The sequence below is a fragment of the Devosia sp. FKR38 genome, assembly GCF_005222805.1.
Taxonomy (GTDB): Bacteria; Pseudomonadota; Alphaproteobacteria; order Rhizobiales; family Devosiaceae; genus Devosia.
Genome location: NZ_STGC01000002.1, coordinates 346435 through 363808, shown reverse-complemented (window position 1 = coordinate 363808; position 17374 = coordinate 346435). Strand labels below are relative to the sequence as shown.

Annotated in this window: 16 protein-coding genes and 1 tRNA gene; 12 read left to right on the top strand and 5 right to left on the bottom strand. The window is 64.1% G+C overall.

The annotated features are described in order from the left end of the window. Positions 1-50: 50 nt before the first annotated feature. The 5 genes from E8M79_RS18700 to E8M79_RS01675 all read left to right on the top strand — a co-directional run bounded on the left by E8M79_RS18700 (position 51) and on the right by E8M79_RS01675 (position 3405). The gene (locus E8M79_RS18700; RefSeq protein ID WP_349236037.1) at positions 51-212 is read left to right on the top strand and encodes a YegP family protein; all 162 of its coding nucleotides are present in this window, start codon (positions 51-53) and stop codon (positions 210-212) included. 92 nt (positions 213-304) lie between these two features. Continuing rightward, on the top strand, positions 305-1105 hold the full coding sequence (locus E8M79_RS01690) for a transporter substrate-binding domain-containing protein (protein WP_137150198.1): 801 nt from the start codon (positions 305-307) through the stop codon (positions 1103-1105). A 117-nt stretch (positions 1106-1222) separates the two neighbouring features. After that, on the top strand, positions 1223-2023 hold the full coding sequence (locus E8M79_RS01685) for an amino acid ABC transporter permease (RefSeq protein ID WP_137150197.1): 801 nt from the start codon (positions 1223-1225) through the stop codon (positions 2021-2023). 88 nt (positions 2024-2111) lie between these two features. Continuing rightward, positions 2112-2609: a CreA family protein gene (locus E8M79_RS01680; RefSeq protein WP_137150196.1), complete on the top strand. Its 498-nt coding sequence runs from the start codon at positions 2112-2114 to the stop codon at positions 2607-2609. 160 nt (positions 2610-2769) lie between these two features. Continuing rightward, on the top strand, positions 2770-3405 hold the full coding sequence (locus E8M79_RS01675; RefSeq protein ID WP_137150195.1) for a peroxiredoxin: 636 nt from the start codon (positions 2770-2772) through the stop codon (positions 3403-3405). Positions 3406-3460: 55 nt separating this feature from the next. On the opposite strand, the gene E8M79_RS01670 is transcribed toward E8M79_RS01675, so the two are convergent. Further along, positions 3461-4885 (bottom strand): MFS transporter, encoded by a 1425-nt coding sequence (locus E8M79_RS01670; protein WP_137150194.1) that lies wholly within the window; start codon positions 4883-4885, stop codon positions 3461-3463. A 169-nt stretch (positions 4886-5054) separates the two neighbouring features. Between E8M79_RS01670 and E8M79_RS01665 the strand changes: the two genes are divergently transcribed. Beyond that, positions 5055-6848, top strand: a complete 1794-nt coding sequence (locus tag E8M79_RS01665; RefSeq protein ID WP_137150193.1) for a hypothetical protein — start codon at positions 5055-5057, stop codon at positions 6846-6848. Here E8M79_RS01665 and E8M79_RS01660 read toward each other — a convergent pair. From E8M79_RS01660 to E8M79_RS01650, 3 genes are all read right to left on the bottom strand, one after another. Continuing rightward, positions 6820-7206, bottom strand: coding sequence for an MmcQ/YjbR family DNA-binding protein (locus E8M79_RS01660; RefSeq protein WP_137150192.1), 387 nt, complete (start codon positions 7204-7206; stop codon positions 6820-6822). The two genes, E8M79_RS01665 and E8M79_RS01660, sit on opposite strands and share 29 nt — an antisense overlap. An 89-nt stretch (positions 7207-7295) precedes the next feature. Further along, entirely contained in the window at positions 7296-7952 is a 657-nt protein-coding gene (msrA, locus tag E8M79_RS01655) for a peptide-methionine (S)-S-oxide reductase MsrA (protein ID WP_137150191.1), read from the bottom strand. A 56-nt stretch (positions 7953-8008) separates the two neighbouring features. Beyond that, on the bottom strand, positions 8009-8332 hold the full coding sequence (locus E8M79_RS01650) for a hypothetical protein (protein ID WP_137150190.1): 324 nt from the start codon (positions 8330-8332) through the stop codon (positions 8009-8011). Positions 8333-8575: 243 nt separating this feature from the next. Between E8M79_RS01650 and E8M79_RS01645 the strand changes: the two genes are divergently transcribed. After that, positions 8576-8665: transfer RNA gene (locus E8M79_RS01645), tRNA-Ser, on the top strand. Positions 8666-8971: 306 nt separating this feature from the next. Beyond that, on the top strand, positions 8972-9643 hold the full coding sequence (locus E8M79_RS01640; RefSeq protein WP_137150189.1) for a DNA-3-methyladenine glycosylase I: 672 nt from the start codon (positions 8972-8974) through the stop codon (positions 9641-9643). Positions 9644-9671: 28 nt separating this feature from the next. Here the strand turns inward: E8M79_RS01640 and E8M79_RS01635 are convergent, their stop codons facing one another. Continuing rightward, positions 9672-10709 (bottom strand): LacI family transcriptional regulator, encoded by a 1038-nt coding sequence (locus tag E8M79_RS01635; RefSeq protein ID WP_171015664.1) that lies wholly within the window; start codon positions 10707-10709, stop codon positions 9672-9674. A 280-nt stretch (positions 10710-10989) separates the two neighbouring features. Between E8M79_RS01635 and E8M79_RS01630 the strand changes: the two genes are divergently transcribed. The 4 genes from E8M79_RS01630 to E8M79_RS01615 all read left to right on the top strand — a co-directional run bounded on the left by E8M79_RS01630 (position 10990) and on the right by E8M79_RS01615 (position 17370). Beyond that, on the top strand, positions 10990-12306 hold the full coding sequence (locus E8M79_RS01630) for an extracellular solute-binding protein (RefSeq protein WP_137150187.1): 1317 nt from the start codon (positions 10990-10992) through the stop codon (positions 12304-12306). Positions 12307-12466: 160 nt separating this feature from the next. Then, entirely contained in the window at positions 12467-13357 is an 891-nt protein-coding gene (locus E8M79_RS01625) for a sugar ABC transporter permease (RefSeq protein ID WP_137150186.1), read from the top strand. Further along, on the top strand, positions 13358-14173 hold the full coding sequence (locus E8M79_RS01620; protein WP_137150185.1) for a carbohydrate ABC transporter permease: 816 nt from the start codon (positions 13358-13360) through the stop codon (positions 14171-14173). Further along, positions 14170-17370 (top strand): glycoside hydrolase family 38 C-terminal domain-containing protein, encoded by a 3201-nt coding sequence (locus E8M79_RS01615; protein WP_137150184.1) that lies wholly within the window; start codon positions 14170-14172, stop codon positions 17368-17370. The genes E8M79_RS01620 and E8M79_RS01615 overlap by 4 nt, the downstream gene beginning before the upstream one ends. Positions 17371-17374: the final 4 nt, after the last annotated feature.

The following is a 17374-nucleotide window of genomic DNA, read 5'->3' as shown; positions in this document are numbered from 1 at the left end:
CTACGGCCGATCTCTCCAAGGGCGAGACCGGCAGCGGCTACCGCTTCGAGATCGTCGCCTCCAAGGATGGGCAGCATTTCGTGCGCTTCGTGGCCAGCAATGGCGAGACCATGGTGCGCACCGAGACCTATAAGTCCCGCTCCAGCGCCAAAAACGCCATTGCCTCGCTGATCAAGAACGGCCCGGGCGCCGCGCTGGTCGAGGCAGGCTGACGCACCCGCCCGCCTCAAAAACTGAGGTTACAAGCACCGCTGCCGTAGTTTAGTCTCCCCGTCACAATCACCGTTCGGGAGCCTGCCGCCTCATGTCCAAATTCCTCGTGCGCCTCGCCGCCGCTGCCGCCACGCTGGCCCTGGCCGTTTCGACTGTGCAGGCCCAGGGCCTGCCCGATCTGGCCGGCCGCGAGATCGTCGCCGTCACCGAAAACGCCTATGTGCCGCTCAATTTCGCCGATCCCAAGACCGGCGAGGGCATTGGCTTTGAGTATGACCTGTTCAACGAGATCGCCAAGCGCCTCAATGCCAAGGTCAAATGGGAGCTTTCCAGCTGGGACGTCATGATCCAGTCGGTGCGCGATGGCCAGTTCGAAGTCGGCATGGATGGCATCACCATCAATGACGAGCGCAAGTCGCAGGTGGATTTCTCCGACAGCTATCTCACCAGCCAGCAGTTCATGCTGGTGCGCGCCGATGAAACCCGCTTCACCGATGCGGCCAGCTTTGGCGCCAATGCCGAGTTCCTGGTCGGTGCCCAGGCCGGCACCACCAATTTCTACGTCGCCGTCTATGACGTGCTCGATGGCGACGAGGCCAATCCGCGCATCAAGCTGTTCGACACCTTCGGCGCTTCGGTGCAGGCCCTGTTGGGCGGCGATATCGACACCGTGCTGATGGACCAGACCTCGGCCGATGGCTACATCGGCGCTAATCCCGGGGCTTTCAAGGTTGTCGGCACGCCGCTGGGCACCGAGGATTTCGGCTTCATTCTCACCCCCGGCTCCGATCTCACCGCGCCCATCAATGCGGCGCTGGCGGCCATCAAGGCCGATGGCACGCTGGACACCATCAAGAAGAAGTGGTTCTACGACTACAACGCGGCCCAGTAATCCGCAGGGCCGGGCGCCATCCCCTCTCCCGCACCCGGGGGAGGGGCCGTCCCGCGCCGGCCACCCTGCCTTCGCCTGGGCTGACCTCAGCCCGCCGCGCCATTCCGATCGGCCCTGATGAGCTATACCCCCCGCAAGCCCAGCCTGCTGTCCCGCCTGCCCTGGTGGCTGATGGCCATTCTGCTGCTGTTCGTGCTCGGCTATTGGGGCATTGCCACCAATGCCACCTATACCCAGATCTTCCGCACTGTTTCGGGCGGGCTGCAGACCACGCTCTGGGTGACGCTGGTGGCCTTTTTCGCCGCCACCGCGCTGGGCCTGCTGGTGGCGCTGGCCCGCACCTCGAGCAATCGCATCCTGGTCGAGCTCGCCACCTTCTATGTCGAGATCATCCGCGGCATTCCCGTGCTGGTGTTTCTGTTCTATGTCGCCTTCGTTGCCGCGCCGGCCATGGTGGCCGCCGCCAACTGGCTGCTGCAGCCCACCGGGCAGACCATCACCGTGCGGCAGTTCGACTTTGCCTGGCGCGCCATTGTGGCGCTCACCGTCTGCTACTCGGCCTTCATCGCCGAGATCTTTCGCGCCGGCATCGAGGCGGTGACGCGCGGCCAGCTCGAAGCGGCCAGTGCTCTCGGCCTCAGCCGCTGGCAGCGCTTCCGCCACATCACCTTCCCCCAGGCGCTGCGCACCATCCTGCCGCCGCTGGGCAATGACTTTGTCTCCATGATCAAGGACAGCGCCCTGGTCTCGGCCCTGGGCGTGCAGGACATCACCCAATTGGGCAAGGTCTATTCCTCGGGCAGCTTCCGCTTCTTTGAAACCTATAATGTGGTGGCGCTGCTCTATCTCTCGCTCACCATTTCCCTGTCGCTGCTGGTGCGCCTGCTCGAGCGCTATTTCGACCAGTCCAAGCGCTGACTTGGCGGCTTGCGTATCTGCCGCCGCAGAACCCTTGCACTGGCCCCCGTGGTGGCCCATCTGTTGATCACCACTTCGGGAGCCGCTCATGAACCGCCTTGCCGCCGTCGCCGTCGCCGCCACTCTTGCCGTCACCCTGGCCGCCTGCGGCGACAGCCGCGAAGTGGGCTCCGTGGGGGTCGACTGGACGGGCAATGACATCGCCATCGATGCCCTGGCCGATCCCGAAGTCTCGGGCGTCGTCTGCCACCTGGCCTATTTCAACCGCTCCTTCATCGATCGCATCAGCCAGGGCAATTGGTTCGAGGATCCCTCCTATTCCGCGCTCGACTGCTCGGTTACCGGCCCCATCACCATCGGCGATATTTCCACCAGGGCCGGCGGCGAGGAAATCTTCAAGGAAGCCCGCTCGCTGATCTGGAAGTCGCTGCGCGTCACCCGCATCTATGACGCCGCCAACAACTCGCTGATCTATCTGGCCCATGCCCGTCAGATCCAGCAGGGCAGCGGCAAGATGAGCCTGTCGGTCATTCCGCTGGCCACCGAGCAGGTCATCTGGACCAATGGGGCGCCGACCAGCAACTAGCCTCATCCTCGCGGCGAGGCGCCGCATGGAACGCCATGGCGCTCCAACCACGGACAACATAAAAACATTCCGCTCCCGGCCGCTTCTTTGCGCAGCCGGGCGCACGATATCATAGGCAGCAGATCATGGGTCCGTCCGGGGCCCCGAGAGGACGAGCACAATGGCTATTTTGATTGGCGACACCGCCCCCGATTTCACGGCCGACTCCAGCGAAGGCCCCATCCATTTCTACGACTATATCGAAGGCTCCTGGGCGGTGCTGTTCAGCCACCCCAAGAATTACACCCCGGTCTGCACCACCGAGCTGGGCTTCACTGCCAAGCTCAAGCCCGAGTTCGACAAGCGTGGCGTCAAGGTCCTGGGCCTGTCGGTCGACAAGCTTGAGGATCATGCCGGCTGGGCCCGAGACATCGAGGAAACCCAGGGCACTGCGCTCAACTTCCCGCTGCTGGCCGATACCACCGGCGAAGTCGCGCGCAAATACGATATGATCCATCCCAATGCCGACAACACGCTGACTGTCCGCTCGGTCTTCGTCATCGGCCCGGACAAGAAGGTCAAGCTCAAGATCGAATATCCGGCATCGACCGGCCGCAACTTCAATGAAGTGCTGCGTGTCATCGATAGCCTGCAGCTCACCGCCAAGCATTCGGTGGCGACGCCGGTGAACTGGGAGAATGGCGACGACGTGATCATCGCCGCTTCGGTCAACAACGAGGCCGCCAAGGCCAAGTTCCCCGAGGGCTGGAAGGAACTCAAGCCCTATCTGCGCATCGTGCCCCAGCCCAAGGGCTAAGCGTCGACGCAGCCTGACAGCGATCAAGGGCGGTGGTTTCCACCGCCCTTTTTGCTTAGGCCGGGCGGGCCATCTGGCGCTCGGCCTTCTGCATCAGCCCCACCATGCGCCACGCCGCCAGCAGGGCCAGCACTGCCACGATGGCGCCCAGCCCATAGACCGGGATCATGCTGGCCAGCACGGCATCGGGCGCGGTCGCCGTGGCCAGGCCCGCCGCATTGGCCGCCACTCCGGCCAGCGCCGCGCCGATGGCGCCACCAGCTGATTGCGTGGTGGGCACCAGCGCCGATGTGCGGTCCCGCTCGGCATCGCTGGCCGCTTCCATCATCGACAGGTTCAGATAGCCATTGCAGGTGCCAAAGCCGGCCCCGATCAGCAATTGCCCGGCCAACACCACCCCGGCCTGGCCCATTTCGAGCCCGGCCAGCACCAGCAGCAGCCCGCCCGCGATCATCGCCGGCCCGGTGCGGATCAGCAGCTTGCGCGTCGCCCGCTGGCGCACATTGGCCACCACGATGGCCGATGCACTCCAGGCCACGGCCAGCACGGCCGCCACGGCGCCGGCCAATGTCGGGCCATAGGCCCAGGCCTGCTGCACCACCAGCACCAGATAGACCGCCGATCCCGCCCCGGCGATGTTCATCAACAGGCTCATCCACAGCCCCGTGCCCACCACAGTGCTCAGGCGAAAGGCGTCGGGCGGCATCAGCCGGTCGCGGCTGCGCCCATCCAGCCACACCGCGCCCACCAGCACCACAGCGGCCAGCGCCAGCAGTCCGGTCGCTGCCAGCGGCGGCATCACTGCCGCCAGCGCCACCAGCAAGATGCCGGCGCCGATCGCCAGCAGCCGCACGCCGGGGAACTGCACCACCTGCTCATCGGCGATCTGCGCCGGCACGGCCACCAGCACCATGGCGCCAAAGATCAGCACCAGCGGCACGCTGAACAGGAACGCTGCGCGCCAGGACAGCCATTCGGTCAACAGCCCCGCAACGGCCGGCCCGCCAAACGCGGCAATCGCCCACATCATGGCCTGCAGCCCGAACACCTTGGGCACCAGCCGGGCGGGAAACAGCGCCGGAATCAGCGCAAAGCAGATGGCCGCCACCATGCCTTCGCCCAGGCCTTGCAGCGCCCGGCCGACCAGCACCTGCGGCATGGCGCCCGCGCCGCCCACCACCAGCGTGCCGACCAGGAACAGCCCCGCCGATCCCAGCAGCGCGCGACGCGCCCCGAGCTTCTGCTTGAGCAGCGCCGCGCCCGATCCGCCCACGATCGCCAGCACCAGATAAAGCGTCACCGCCCAGGAGATCAGCGCCACCCCGCCCAGCTCTTCAACGGCGGTGGGCAGCGAGACCGTGGCCACAAAGGAGTTCAGTGCCAGCAGCGCCACGCCCAGGCTGATGATCAGCGTGGCAGGGGCATAATGCGGCGTCAGGATTTCGCCCCAGCGGCTGGAAACGTCTTCACTCGTGGCCATGGGGCACACTCCGTAATTAAACAAGTCTTTGCTTGATATATTGGGCTAATTAAAAAAGCAAATGCTTGTTTAATAGTCGGGTCCTGGCCATGCAAAAGCTCTGGCTGTGCCAACCCCATCTTAACGCCGCCCGGCGCATGGTCGACCCGCAATCTCCAGGGTATCCAACGTGCGCCAACCATCCCCCGTCCGAAGCGGTGTCGACCTGCGTCTCGTGCTGGCGGTGTTCGCGCTGGCTTCAGCCATGCTGGTTTGGCGGAGCCTGTCGGGCGGCGAGGCCACGCCCTTCTTCAGCGATACCGATGACGCCATGCGCATGGTGGTGGTGCGCGATTTTCTCGGCGGTCAGGCCTGGTACGATCCGATCCAGCATCGGCTCAATACCCCCTGGGGTGCAGAGATCCACTGGTCGCGCCTGGTCGATCTGCCGCTGGCCGGGCTCCTGGCGCTGTTCACGCCATGGCTCGGCCCCGATGCCGCGCTGGTCGCCATTGGCTATGTCTGGCCGCTGCTCTTGCTGGCCGTGCTGCTCTGGCTCAGCGCCGGGCTGACCCAGCGCCTCGTCGGACCCGAGGGCGTGTTGCCCGCGCTGATCCTGCCGGTGCTCAGCCCCGCCGTCACCGCCGAGTTCGTCCCTGGCCGCGTCGACCACCACAATGTCGTTATCCTGCTCACCCTGGCCACCATCTGGGCTGGGGTTGAGGCCGTGCGCCGGCCGCGCTTTGCCATTCTGGGCGGGCTATTGGCCGCGACCGCGCTGGCCATCGCCACCGAATCGCTGCCCGTCATTGTCGCAGCCGTCGTCGTCTCGGGCCTGCTCTGGGTCGCCGATCCCCATAAGGCCGGCACCATGCGTGGCTTCGGCCTCGCCTTCCTCGCCGGCATGGCGATCCATCTGGCCATCTATCGGCCGCCCGCGCGCTGGCTCGAGGCCGCCTGCGATGTGCTCTCGCCAGTCTATCTGGCCTTTGCCGCCGTCGTGGCTGTTGCCTTCACTCTGGCCAGCCTGCTGCGCCTCTCGGCGCCCTGGCAGCGCCTCCTGCTGCTCGCCCTGCTGGGTGGCCTGGGCAGTGCCGCAGTGGTCGCGCTCTATCCGCAATGCCTCAAGGGCCCCTATGGCGCGCTCGATCCCTGGCTGCAGCTCCATTGGCTGGCCGGCATCACCGAGGCCAAGCCCTGGGTGCTGAGCCTGTTCGAATTGCCCGGCTATGTTGCCGCGGTCGGGCTGCCGGTCTTGCTCGCGCTTGGTGTGGTGGCCTGGCGCCTCTGGCGCCAGCCGCAGGATCGCCCCGAATGGGCGGCACTGCTGCTGTTCATGCTGGCCACCGCCCTGGTCATGCTGGCCCAGGTGCGCGGTGCGCGCCTCGCCATCATGCCGGCCATGCCGGCTGCCGCCTGGCTGATCGTCTCTGCGCGCCATCACTATCTCCGCCGTGCCAGCATCGGCTCGGTGGCCGGTCTGGTCGGCAGCTGGCTCGGCTTTGCCGGCGTGCTGATCGCCGTGCTGGTAACGGTTGGCGTCAATCTGGCGCCCAGTGGCGTCGCTGCGGCAGCCGATGCCGCCGCCCGCCAGAGCCGGGAAGCCTGTCTCGCCCCGGCGGCCTTCGCCGATCTGGCTGCCCTGCCGCCCGAGCGCATCATGTCGCCCATCGATCTGGGCTCACACCTGCTGCTCTATACGCCCCATGCGGTGGTGGCCGCGCCCTATCATCGCAATGAACGCGGTGTGCGCGACGCCTTCCGCTTTTTCAACGATCCCATCGACGAGGCCCGCGCTATCCTGACGGCACGCGGCATTGGCCTGGTCGTCATCTGCCCGGCCATGCCGGAAGTGTCTGGTCTGTCCGACCGTGCGCCCGACAGCTTTGCCGCGCTCTATGAGCAGGGCCGCCTGCCGGCCTGGCTGGCCGATGTCAGCCTGCCCGATAGTCCGCTCAGGGTGTTTGCGGTGCTGCCGCAATAGGGCCTAGGCCCAACGCTTCGCGTTGCCGCTTGGGCAGCTTGCTGGCCACCAGGCGGTGCGCCTCGCGCACATAATTGCGCAGCTCATCCTCCCCCAGGGCCGAGCCAGCTATGATCTGCACCCATTTGGCGCGCGCCAGATAGGGCGCCGGGCGCACACCGTCGAGGTCAGGCAGCAGATCAAAGCTCATGTCCGAGCACTTAAAGCTCAGCCCGACGTCGCCGCCGGTGCTCCAGCCCGAGAGCAGGGCAAAGATCTTGCCGCCCACCTTGGCGACACTGGCGTCGCCCCATTGATGCACAATCTCCACCGCAGGCAGGCTTGATACAAAGCGCTCAAAGCCTGCCCGCGTCAGCATGCTACCGATCTGCTGTGTCACAGGTTCACCCCATGCGAGCCATTTGGGACAATCGGTGCCTGCCAATTCAGCAGCATGCTACGCCGATTTCAGGCCGCTGTGACGCCCAGCCCGATCGGGCAGCTGACGCCCGTGCCCTGCAGCCCGCAATAGCCGGCCGGGTTCTTGGCCAGATACTGCTGGTGATAGGTCTCGGCATAAAAGAACGGGCCAGCCGGCGCGATCTCGGTAGTGATCCGTCCCAAGCCTTTGGCATTCAAGGCCTTTTGATAGGCGTCCCGGCTCGCGGCCACGGCCGCCGCCTGCTCCGACGAGGTCGTATAGATCGCGCTGCGATACTGCGTGCCCACGTCATTGCCCTGGCGCATGCCCTGGGTCGGATTATGCTCTTCCCAGAAGCACTTAAGCACGGTCTCCAGGCTGGTCACCTTGGGGTCGAACACCACCTTGACCGCCTCGGTATGGCCCGTGCGGCCCGAGCAGACTTCCTCATAGCTGGGGTTGGGCGTGCTGCCGCCCTGATAGCCCACGGCGGTGACGATCACCCCCGGCAGCTGCCAGAACAGGCGTTCGGCACCCCAGAAACAGCCCAGGCCCAGATAAATCGTTTCCGAATCAAGGGGATAGGGCCCCTTGAGCGGCTGGCCATTGACGAAGTGGTTGGCAGCAACCGGCATCTCGACAGCACGGCCAGGCAGCGCCTCAGCTGCCGAGGGAAGGGTGGAAGGCTTGGTTTTGAAGAACATGTGAACTTCCTTTCATGCCTCTATACGGCCAATGGCCGCAAAGGGTTACATCACCTTCAGATCTGGTCTTCGCGCAGGAACAGCGCGCGCCGCGGCTTGCGGCCCAGCACAGTCAGCACGATGCCCGGCACGCCGAACACTGCAAACGCCGGCAGCGCCAGCACCTGCACCAGCCCCGCCTCCAGCAGATCGGCAAACATCCGGCTGCCGAGAAATTCATGCAGGCCTTCAAGGCTTTGCGGATGCAGCTGCAGCCACATCTGGCTCAGGCTGGTCAGCAGCAGCGCATTGGCGCCCAGCGACTTTGTGCCGTCGATGACCAATAACACCAGCGCCAGGCCGATCAGCCAGGTGCCCAGAATTCTCAAGATCAGCCGCATGCGCATTCCCGGTACTGGCAGCGATCCGACCCCGTCTGGCCTGGCTGGATGGTCGCCGCGCAGGGCCTTTGTGCCATGCCCGCGCCCCCTCTCACAAGCTGGGATGCCGCCCCGGCAAAAACAATCGTCATCTCGGTGTCGTGATCCCTTGCGCCCAAGCCCATGATAAGTATATTGCGCCTCGCTCGCGCCGGCCAACCAGCCGGCCCCTCCGGCGATTCCAGCCCGGAGATTAGGCGATGCGGAGAGATGGCCGAGTGGTCGAAGGCGCACGCCTGGAAAGTGTGTAGGCGGGGAACCGTCTCAAGGGTTCGAATCCCTTTCTCTCCGCCATTTATTTCCAGAAGAGCTATAGTCTCCATCGGATAGCTGTCGTCTGGGGCCTTGCAGCCCCTCACCTGCAAACAGAGCGGTATGCATGGGCAACCCGCGTCGCCCACCATCTCCCCACGGCCTACGACATTTCCGACCCGGCCATCACCAGGGCAAGGGGCGTGGTGATCGATAGGGGCCACGTCCTGGCTGTGCTTGACAACCCGCAGCCCCCCTATTCAATCGCCGTCAGGACTACTGCGGACATCCGCTGCCATGCGCTGACCTCGTGCACATATGGCGCTGGGTATTTGGAGAGGAAGAGCCATGCGCCCGTTCGAGGATATCTTTGCCATCGCCGCAGCGCGACAGGGTGGCGCCGATGCGCTCGAGGCGCGGCTGACGGTGCCGGCGCCCATTACGGCCCTGCGCGCCACTTCCGATGATCGCTGGCTATCGGCCATGGCACGCGGCCTGTTTGAAGCCGGTTTCAACTGGTCCGTCATCGACGTGAAATGGTCCGGCTTTGAAGCTGCTTTTGACGGCTTTGCGGTCGAACGGGTCAATCTCTACCATGATGGCGACCTTGACCGCCTGTTGGCAAATTCAGGCATCGTGCGCAACCGCGCCAAGCTGGCAGCGGTGATCGCCAATGCGCATTTCCTGGCCGAGATCGCTGCCAGCCATGGCAGCTTTGGCGCCTTCATTGCGGCCTGGCCCCGTGCCGATCTTGTGGGCCTGCTCGATGTGCTCGACCGGCGCGGCGCGCGTCTGGGTGGACTGACCGGTCAGCGTGTGCTGCGACGCATGGGCGTGGACAGTTTCGTGCTCTCGCCAGACGTTGTTGCCCGTTTGATCGCCGAGGGTGTCGTGAACAAGCCACCCAGTTCGCGCGCCGACATGGCGGCAGTTCAAGCGGCCTTTACGGAATGGGCAGCGCAGTCAGGTCGCAGCTTCACCGCGATTAGCCAGACCCTGGCGGCCAGTATCGACGCGTGAGGCGTCCTCGCGGCGGCCTGCCCTGGCTTCAGTTGCGCCACTGCGGCTGCGGTTCGGCCAGGGTTTGGAGGGTTTCGGGCTCCGCGCCCTCGATGCGGCGCAGCAGGAGATTGGTCAGTTCCACGCCCGCCGCGAACACGTCCTCGCGGATGCTGTCGACCGCTGGGAACAGTGTGGGCAAGATACCCGAGGTCTGTTTGTAGATCAGATGCACATCCTGTCCCATGCGCAGGCCGCCCTCCATTAGGCCGCCGGTCAGGGCAATGGTGCGCATTTCGCTGTCGCAGATAATGCCGTCCGGCCGGTCAGGCTCGCTGGCCAGTTCCATGGCCATGCGGCGCATCTCGGTGGGCGGCAGATATTGCATGCCGGTCATGATGCGCGGCTCGAGCCCGGTGCGGGCGGTGGCGCGGTGAAAGGCCGTTACGATATTGTGGTGGTTGGTGGTGGTGTCGTCGCCCACCACCAGCATCGCCCGCTTGCAGCCCTTGCTGGCCAGGCGCTCAACCGCTGTGGAGGCGAACACTTCCGAGTGGAAATCGTGGAACGGGTGCGGGGTGAAGAACTCCGTTCGCCCGTGGCTGACAAAGGGAAAGTCGGCATCGATCATCATCTGCACGCGCCGGTCACGCGGCGCGGTATGGGTGATGATGACCCCGTCGGCGGTGCGGTTGTCCAGCACATAGCGCACGGTGTCCGGGCTGATATTGCGCTCGAACTCGGGGATCACCGTCAGATGATAGCGCGTGCCCTTGATGGCATGCCCGATGCCCTGGATCATTTGCCGCGCGAAATCGATCGAATCTTCGGCGCCGTCAAGCACCAGGGCGATCACATTGGTCTTGCCGGTGCGCAGGCGTACGCCGGCGCGATCGGGCACATAGCCCAGCGCTTTGGCGGCCTCGGCGACCTTGTCGCGTGTCTCCTGCTTGAGCGTGGTGCCCCCGCGCAGCGACAGCGAAACCGTCGATAGGCTCAGCCCGGTCATCTGCGCAATGGTGCGCAAGGTGACCCGTCCGCCACCGCCAGCGCGCCCGCTGCCATTCTCTGTCGTTCTGATCGCCATGGGACCCTTCCTTCCCTCGGTTTTACACCGCCGTGAGCAGAAACCAAATATGCTAAAATATGCAACGATGCAGACGCCACCCTGGAATATCTGAAACGATTTCATTGTAGTAAGCTACTGAAAAGAATGGTGAAAACTCTAGAATGGTCAGGCTGACTGACCAAAGCAAGAAATAATTTGCAACGTTGCATATCCTGTGGTTACGTCAGCCCGCGTTGAGGCCCCGCGGTCTGACGCGGCGCCGTCCAACGAGGCGGCGAGAGCAGCAGAGGAGGAGTTCATGCTCAAGAAGGGTTTTCTGACCACCGTGGCGGCCCTGTCGCTGGTGGCGGCCGCCGCAATCCCGGCCCGGGCCGAAGTGACATTCATGTATGCCGACTGGATTGAATCGCTGGTCGAGCCCGGCATCAAGGCCTTCGAGGCCGAGACCGGCGAGACCGTCAAGGCTATCAAGCTGCCCGGCCAGGGCTATGACCAGCGCATTGCGCTCGATCTGGCTGCCGGCACCGCCGCCGACGTCAATCTGATGGATAGCTTCATGGTGTCCGAGCTGGCCTCGTCGGGCTATCTCGAGCCGCTCAACGATCTGGCTGCCGGCTGGGACCAGTATCAGTACTATCTGCCGGGCCTGCTGGAAGTGGCCTCCTACCAGGGCAAGGTCTACGCCCTGCCCACCGACACCGACGTGCGCATGCTCTGGTACGACAAGTCCAACTTCGAAAAGGCCGGCATTGCCCTGCCTTGGGAGCCCAAGACTTGGGCCGATATTCTCGACGCGGCCCAGAAGCTCAAGGATGCGGGCGTGCAGTATCCGTTCCAGCTGCCCGCCGGCACCAAGCAGGCTGAAGCCGCCACCATGCAGGGCGTCTATATGGCGCTGCTCGGCGCCGACGTCCCCGAAGGCGACCGCAATCGCCTGCTCAATCGTGAAACCGGCCAGTGGATCGGCGACAGCCCGGCGCTCCGTCGTACGTTCGACCTCTACCATCAGGTCTATGTCGACAAGCAGCTCAACCCGGCAGACCTGAACTACGCCACCGATATCGGTGCCGCTGTTCGCGCGGCCCTTGCCAATGACCAGCTCGGCATTCTGGCCAGTGGTTCGTGGGAAGATGCCTGCCTGTGGGATTGCAACAATCCGCCCAGCCGCGAAGAGCGCGACGCCCAGGTGGGCTGGACCCCCTGGCCCGGTTCGGGCGAGCCTGGCGCCAAGACCACCACCAATATCTCGGGTGGCTGGACCATCGGCGTCAATGCCAAGGCCGCCGACAAGGATATGGCTTTTAAGCTCGTGACCGCCATTTTCGACGAGGCCAACTTCAAGGCCTGGACCTTGGCCAACCACCGCATGGCTGTGCGCACCGACATCTCGGAATCGCCTGAATATACCGCTGACCCCTTCCTGGCCAAGGCAACCGCGCTGGCGGCCGAGACCACGGGCCGCGATACCGTTCCGGGCTACCAGACTGTCTCCGCGCTGGTCCAGCAGGCCACCGCCGATATCCTCGATGGGGCTTCGGTCGATGACGTCATCCAGGAGTATCACGATGCTCTGGTCGACGAATTCGGCACCGACAAGGTCATGACCTACGAGTAACCGCTCTCCCCAGCGACGCCCGCACTGTCCTCCGGGCGTCGCTCCAGGGGTGCCGCGACCGCAAGGTTGCGACACCCTTTGCTTGATTGGTTGGCGCAGCCATCGCGCCGGCGCTTAGCCATTTGCTCGACTGACTATTGTCGCCAGTGAGGGATCCGCAATGAAGAACCAGTCCAATCCCTGGCTCACCAGCAATCTGCTCGTCCTGGGCCTGGGCATGCTGCCGGCGGCCCTGCTGATCGGCGTGCTGCTCTATTTCACCGCCTGGGCCTTTGCCTTCAGCTTCACCGATCTGGCCCTGGTGGGCCGCAAGTCGGTGGAATGGAGCTGGGTGGGCCTGCAGAATTTCGAGCGCCTGTTCACCCGCAAGGGCTTCCTGGACGCGCTGTGGACCACGGTGGTCTTTGTCTTTTTCTCCGCCATCGTCGGCCAGTCGGTGCTCGGCTTCCTTCTGGCGGCCACGCTGCGCGGCACGCAATCGACCATCCGCAGCGTTGTGGAAGTCTGCATCATGCTGGGCTGGCTGTTGCCCGATATCGTGGCGGCGTTCCTGTGGTCGGCCACCACCAGTCAGACCGGCCTGATCAACGCCCTCATTGTGGTGCCGCTTGGCTTCCCGCCGATCAGCTTCATCAATGACTATGCCCTGCCGGTCGTCATTGTCGCCAATGTCTGGAAGGGCACGGCCTGGTCCTATCTGCTGTTCTCGGCAGCACTGGATTCGGTGTCCCGCGAAGTGGTCGAGGCGGCCAAGGTCGATGGCGCCACGCCACTGCAGCGCATCTGGCTGGTCATGCTGCCCATCATCCGGCCGCACATCGCCACCAATATGCTGTTCATCACCATCTGGACCTTCACCTATTTCCCGCTGATTTTCGCGATGACCGGCGGTGGTCCTGGCCGGCAGACCGAAACCCTGGCGGTCTTCCTCTACAATCAGAGCTTTGCCCGCGGCAACCTGGGCTTCGGCAGCGCCATTTCCGTAGCCATGCTGGCCATCGTGGGGGTTCTGTCCATCTTCTATCTGCGCCTGCTGCGGGAGCCCAAGTAAATGGAAACCAACCCGACGCATTCGCGGCTGACGGCCATTGCCTTGACCTTCATGGCCATCATCTGGGTCAGTCCCTTTTCCTGGCTGTTCCTGAATGCCTTCAACACCGCCTCCACCGGGCAGCTGGAAATCCCGCGCTCGGTGGGCCTGGACAACTTCGCCATGGCCATCAGCGGCAATGCCGGGCGACAGTTCCTCAATTCCATGCTCATTGCCGCCGGGACAGCAACGCTGAGCGTTGTGGTGGGCATTGCGGCCGCCTATCCGCTGTCACGCCTGCGCATCCCGGGCCGCAATGCCTTTTTGTGGACCCTGGTGCTGCTGCGCATGCTGCCATCGGCGGGCGTGCTGGTGCCCCTCTATTTCGCAGCCCAGCGCGGCGGCCTGCTCAATCAGCTCGGCGTCATCATCGCGCTGACAATTCTCAATCTCCCCTTCACCCTGCTGCTGCTCAAGAACTTCTTCGACACCGTGCCGATCGAGCTTGAGGAAGCCGCCTATGTGGAGGGAGCAACACTGTTCCAGATCGTCACCCGCATCGTGCTGCCCATGTCGCGGGCCGGCATTGCCGTGGTCTGGTTCTTCAGCTTCACCGGCGCCTGGAACGAGTTCCTTTTGCCGCTGATCTTTGCCCGCGTGCAGGATGCCTTCCCCATGTCGGTGGGCCTCTATGCCGCCTTCGGCCAGCAGGGGGCCATCAACTACGGGTTCCTCACGGCCTATTCCATCATCTACGCAGCGCCGGCGGTCGGCGTCTATTTCTTGCTGCGGCGAAACATGAACACTGGTTTCGCCGGCGTCGGAGTCAAAGGATGACCTATTCCAATCCCCTCTCGTCCAAGCTGGGCCTGCTGGACGACGATCTCAAGATGGAAGGCAAGCTGCTCCGGCTGTGTGCCGATCTCGAGCAGAAGATCCTTACCCCCATCGCCGATGCGCCCTTCCAATGGCATGTGCAGCGCGCCGATGTAACGGCAGCGGCTGCACTCGCCGATGACTGGCGCGCCTGGGAACAGTTTGGCAGCCATTCGGTCTGGGCCAAGAAACAGGGGCACACCTGGTTCGCTGCCGAGGTCGAGGTGCCCGCCGCCGCGGCCGGCAAGACGCTGGTGCTCAAGTTCACCAGCCAGTGGCAGGATCGTCCGGGCTCCACCGATCCGCAGTGCCTGGCCTATCTCGATGGCAAGATCGCCCAGGCGCTCGATGGCAACCACACCGAACTGGTCATCGAACGCAAGGCCAAGCCGGGCAACAAGCATATCCTTTTGGTCAATGCCTTCACCTTCTTTGATCGCCCGCTGGTGGGCTTCAAGGTCGAGTTCTTCACGCGCAACGAGCGCGTTGAGAAACTCTACTATGACCTGATGACGCCGCTGGAAGTGGCCGTGCGCCTGCAGCAGCAGGATTCGCGCCGCCATGCCATTCTGGCCATCGTCGAGCGGGCGCTGCGCGCGCTCGACCGCCGCGATGGCAATGTCGAGGGGCTTGAGGCCTCGCTGGGTGCGGCCGAAAAGATCGCCGCCGAAGTCTATGCCCTGGTCGATACCGAGACCCAGCCGCAGATCACCGCGGTCGGTTCCACCCATCTTGATGTGGGCTGGCTCTGGCGTGTCATGCACACGCGCGACAAGACCGGACGGTCCTTCGCCACGGTGCTCAACCTGATGGAAGAGTATCCCGAATTCGTCTTCATGTATAATCAGTCGGTGCTCTTCGACTTCATCAAGAAGGACTATCCCGAGCTTTGGACGCGGCTGCTCAAGCGCGTCAAATCCGGCCAGTTCGAGATCGAAGGCGCCATGTGGGTGGAGCCCGACGTCAATATCGTCTCCGGCGAATCCCTGGTCCGCCAGATCATGCGCGGCCGCCGCTTCCACCTGGAAAACTTCGGCGTCGACCCCAAGACCGTCTGGTTGCCCGATACCTTTGGCTATTCGGCCAACCTGCCGCAGGTGATGGACAAGTCAGGGCTGAAGTATTTCGTCACCAGCAAGCTGAGCTGGAACGACACCGACCGCTTCCCCTATGACAGCTTCCATTGGCGTGGCATCGACGGCACGGTCACCAAGGCGCAGCTGATCACCGCCCAGCGCTTTGAAAGCGAGCAGATCTTCACCACCTATAATGGCGATCTCTCGGTGTCCGAGACCATGGGCGCTTGGAAGCGCTATGAGCCCAAGGCCGCCCATGACGAGGTGGTGATGAGCTATGGCTATGGCGACGGCGGTGGCGGCCCCACCCGCGGCATGATCGAGCGCGGCATTCGCCTTGAGCGCGGCATTCCCGGCGCCCCCCGCGTCAAGCTCGAAGGCATCGTGCCCTTCCTCGAGCGCCTCGGCGCCCATATGGACGCCCCCGATTCCCGCTTCCCCACCTGGAACGGGGAGCTCTATCTGCAGTATCACCGCGGCACGCTGACCTCGGTGGCCAAGAACAAGGCCAACAACCGCAATGCCGAGCGCAAGCTGCGCGAGCTGGAGTTCCTGGGCATGATGGCCCTGGCCCAGACCGGCGCTGCCTATCCGGTCGATGTGCTCGCCCAGTTCTGGGAGCTGGTGCTGATCAACCAGTTCCACGATATCCTGCCAGGCACCTCGATTCCCGAGGTCTATGTCGACAGCGACGCCGAATACGACCAGATCTTCTCAACCCTGAGCTCGCACAATGGTCCCTGGCACAATGCGGCCCAGGCCTTTGCCAAGCCCGGTGCTGACCAGCTGCGGCTGTTCAACTTCACCGGTCAGGAGCGCACCGGCCTGGTCGTGCTGGGCAGTCAAGCAAGTCTGGCCGGCACGGCTTTGGCCACAGCCGGCGCCAACCATCCAGTGCAGCGCCTCGTCGGCGCTGCCGGCGAAACCAGCTATGCGGCCCCGGTCGCCGGGATTGCCCCGCTCGGCTGGACAGCGGCGCAACTGGTGCAGGGCGATGGCGGCAAGGCCAAGTCGACCCTGTCGGTCTCGGCCACTCATCTTGAGAACGAGCTGATCAAGCTGACCTTTGATGCGTCGGGCGAAATCACTTCGATTTTCGACAAGACGCGCCAGCGCGAGACCCTGGCCGCGGGCGCCCGCGCCAACCGGCTCATTGCCTATGAAGACAAGCCGATGGAATGGGACGCCTGGGACATCGACCGCTATTTCGAGGAGCAGTTCTGGCCCCTGGCGGACGGCAAGTCGTCGGTGACCGTCGTCGAGACGGGCCCGCATCGGGCCGCCATCCGCGTCGAGCGCAGCTATCAGGCCTCAAAGCTGGTGCAGATCATCTCCCTGGTCGCCGGCGAGCGGCAGGTGGAGTTCGACACCTTCATCGATTGGCACGAGCGCCACACCGTGCTCAAGGCGCAGTTCCCCTTCGATCTCAACACCTCAGAGATTCGCTCGGAAATCCAGTTCGGCCATGTCAAGCGCCCCACTCATCGCAACACCAGCTGGGACAAGGCGCGTTTCGAAGCCTCAATGCACCGCTGGGTTGACCTCAGCGAAACCGACTTCGGCGTCGCCCTGCTCAACGACAGCAAATATGCCTATGACTGCCTGGAGCAGTCGGTGCGTCTGACTCTGGTGCGCGGCTCGATCTTCCCCGATCCCCAGGCCGACATCGGTCACCATCGCATCCGCTATGGCCTGTTCGTGCACGGTGGCGTCACCGATCTGGCCGAAGTGCACCGCGCCGCCGAACGCTTCAACAATCCGGTTGCCGTCATCGGCGCCCTGGCGCCGGCCAAGGCGCTGGCCGCCGAACTGCCCAGCTTCAGCTTTGCCCGGGTCGACTGCAACAATGTCACCCTTGAGACGGTCAAGAAGGCGGAAAAGTCCGATGCTGCCGTGTTGCGCGTGTTCGAGCACGCCAATATCCGCGCCAACGCGACCATCACTTTCGGTATGAAGGTGAAATCGGTCCGCACCGTCAATCTGATGGAGGAGCACCCCGGCAAGCCCCTCAAGCTGACCGACAACAGCGTGACGCTGGCACTGCGGCCGTTTGAAATCGCCACCTTGCTGATTGAAACCTGAGGAG

Bases quoted from the DNA above. Each gene is read 5' to 3' on its own strand.
- E8M79_RS01690 (WP_137150198.1), top strand. From the start codon at position 305: ATGTCCAAATTCCTCGTGCGCCTCGCCGCCGCTGCCGCCACGCTGGCC.
- E8M79_RS01685 (WP_137150197.1), top strand. From the start codon at position 1,223: ATGAGCTATACCCCCCGCAAGCCCAGCCTGCTGTCCCGCCTGCCCTGG.
- E8M79_RS01680 (WP_137150196.1), top strand. From the start codon at position 2,112: ATGAACCGCCTTGCCGCCGTCGCCGTCGCCGCCACTCTTGCCGTCACC.
- E8M79_RS01675 (WP_137150195.1), top strand. From the start codon at position 2,770: ATGGCTATTTTGATTGGCGACACCGCCCCCGATTTCACGGCCGACTCC.
- E8M79_RS01670 (WP_137150194.1), bottom strand. From the start codon at position 4,885: ATGGCCACGAGTGAAGACGTTTCCAGCCGCTGGGGCGAAATCCTGACG.
- E8M79_RS01660 (WP_137150192.1), bottom strand. From the start codon at position 7,206: ATGCTGACGCGGGCAGGCTTTGAGCGCTTTGTATCAAGCCTGCCTGCG.
- msrA (WP_137150191.1), bottom strand. From the start codon at position 7,952: ATGTTCTTCAAAACCAAGCCTTCCACCCTTCCCTCGGCAGCTGAGGCG.
- E8M79_RS01650 (WP_137150190.1), bottom strand. From the start codon at position 8,332: ATGCGGCTGATCTTGAGAATTCTGGGCACCTGGCTGATCGGCCTGGCG.
- E8M79_RS01640 (WP_137150189.1), top strand. From the start codon at position 8,972: ATGCGCCCGTTCGAGGATATCTTTGCCATCGCCGCAGCGCGACAGGGT.
- E8M79_RS01635 (WP_171015664.1), bottom strand. From the start codon at position 10,709: ATGGCGATCAGAACGACAGAGAATGGCAGCGGGCGCGCTGGCGGTGGC.
- E8M79_RS01630 (WP_137150187.1), top strand. From the start codon at position 10,990: ATGCTCAAGAAGGGTTTTCTGACCACCGTGGCGGCCCTGTCGCTGGTG.
- E8M79_RS01625 (WP_137150186.1), top strand. From the start codon at position 12,467: ATGAAGAACCAGTCCAATCCCTGGCTCACCAGCAATCTGCTCGTCCTG.
- E8M79_RS01620 (WP_137150185.1), top strand. From the start codon at position 13,358: ATGGAAACCAACCCGACGCATTCGCGGCTGACGGCCATTGCCTTGACC.
- E8M79_RS01615 (WP_137150184.1), top strand. From the start codon at position 14,170: ATGACCTATTCCAATCCCCTCTCGTCCAAGCTGGGCCTGCTGGACGAC.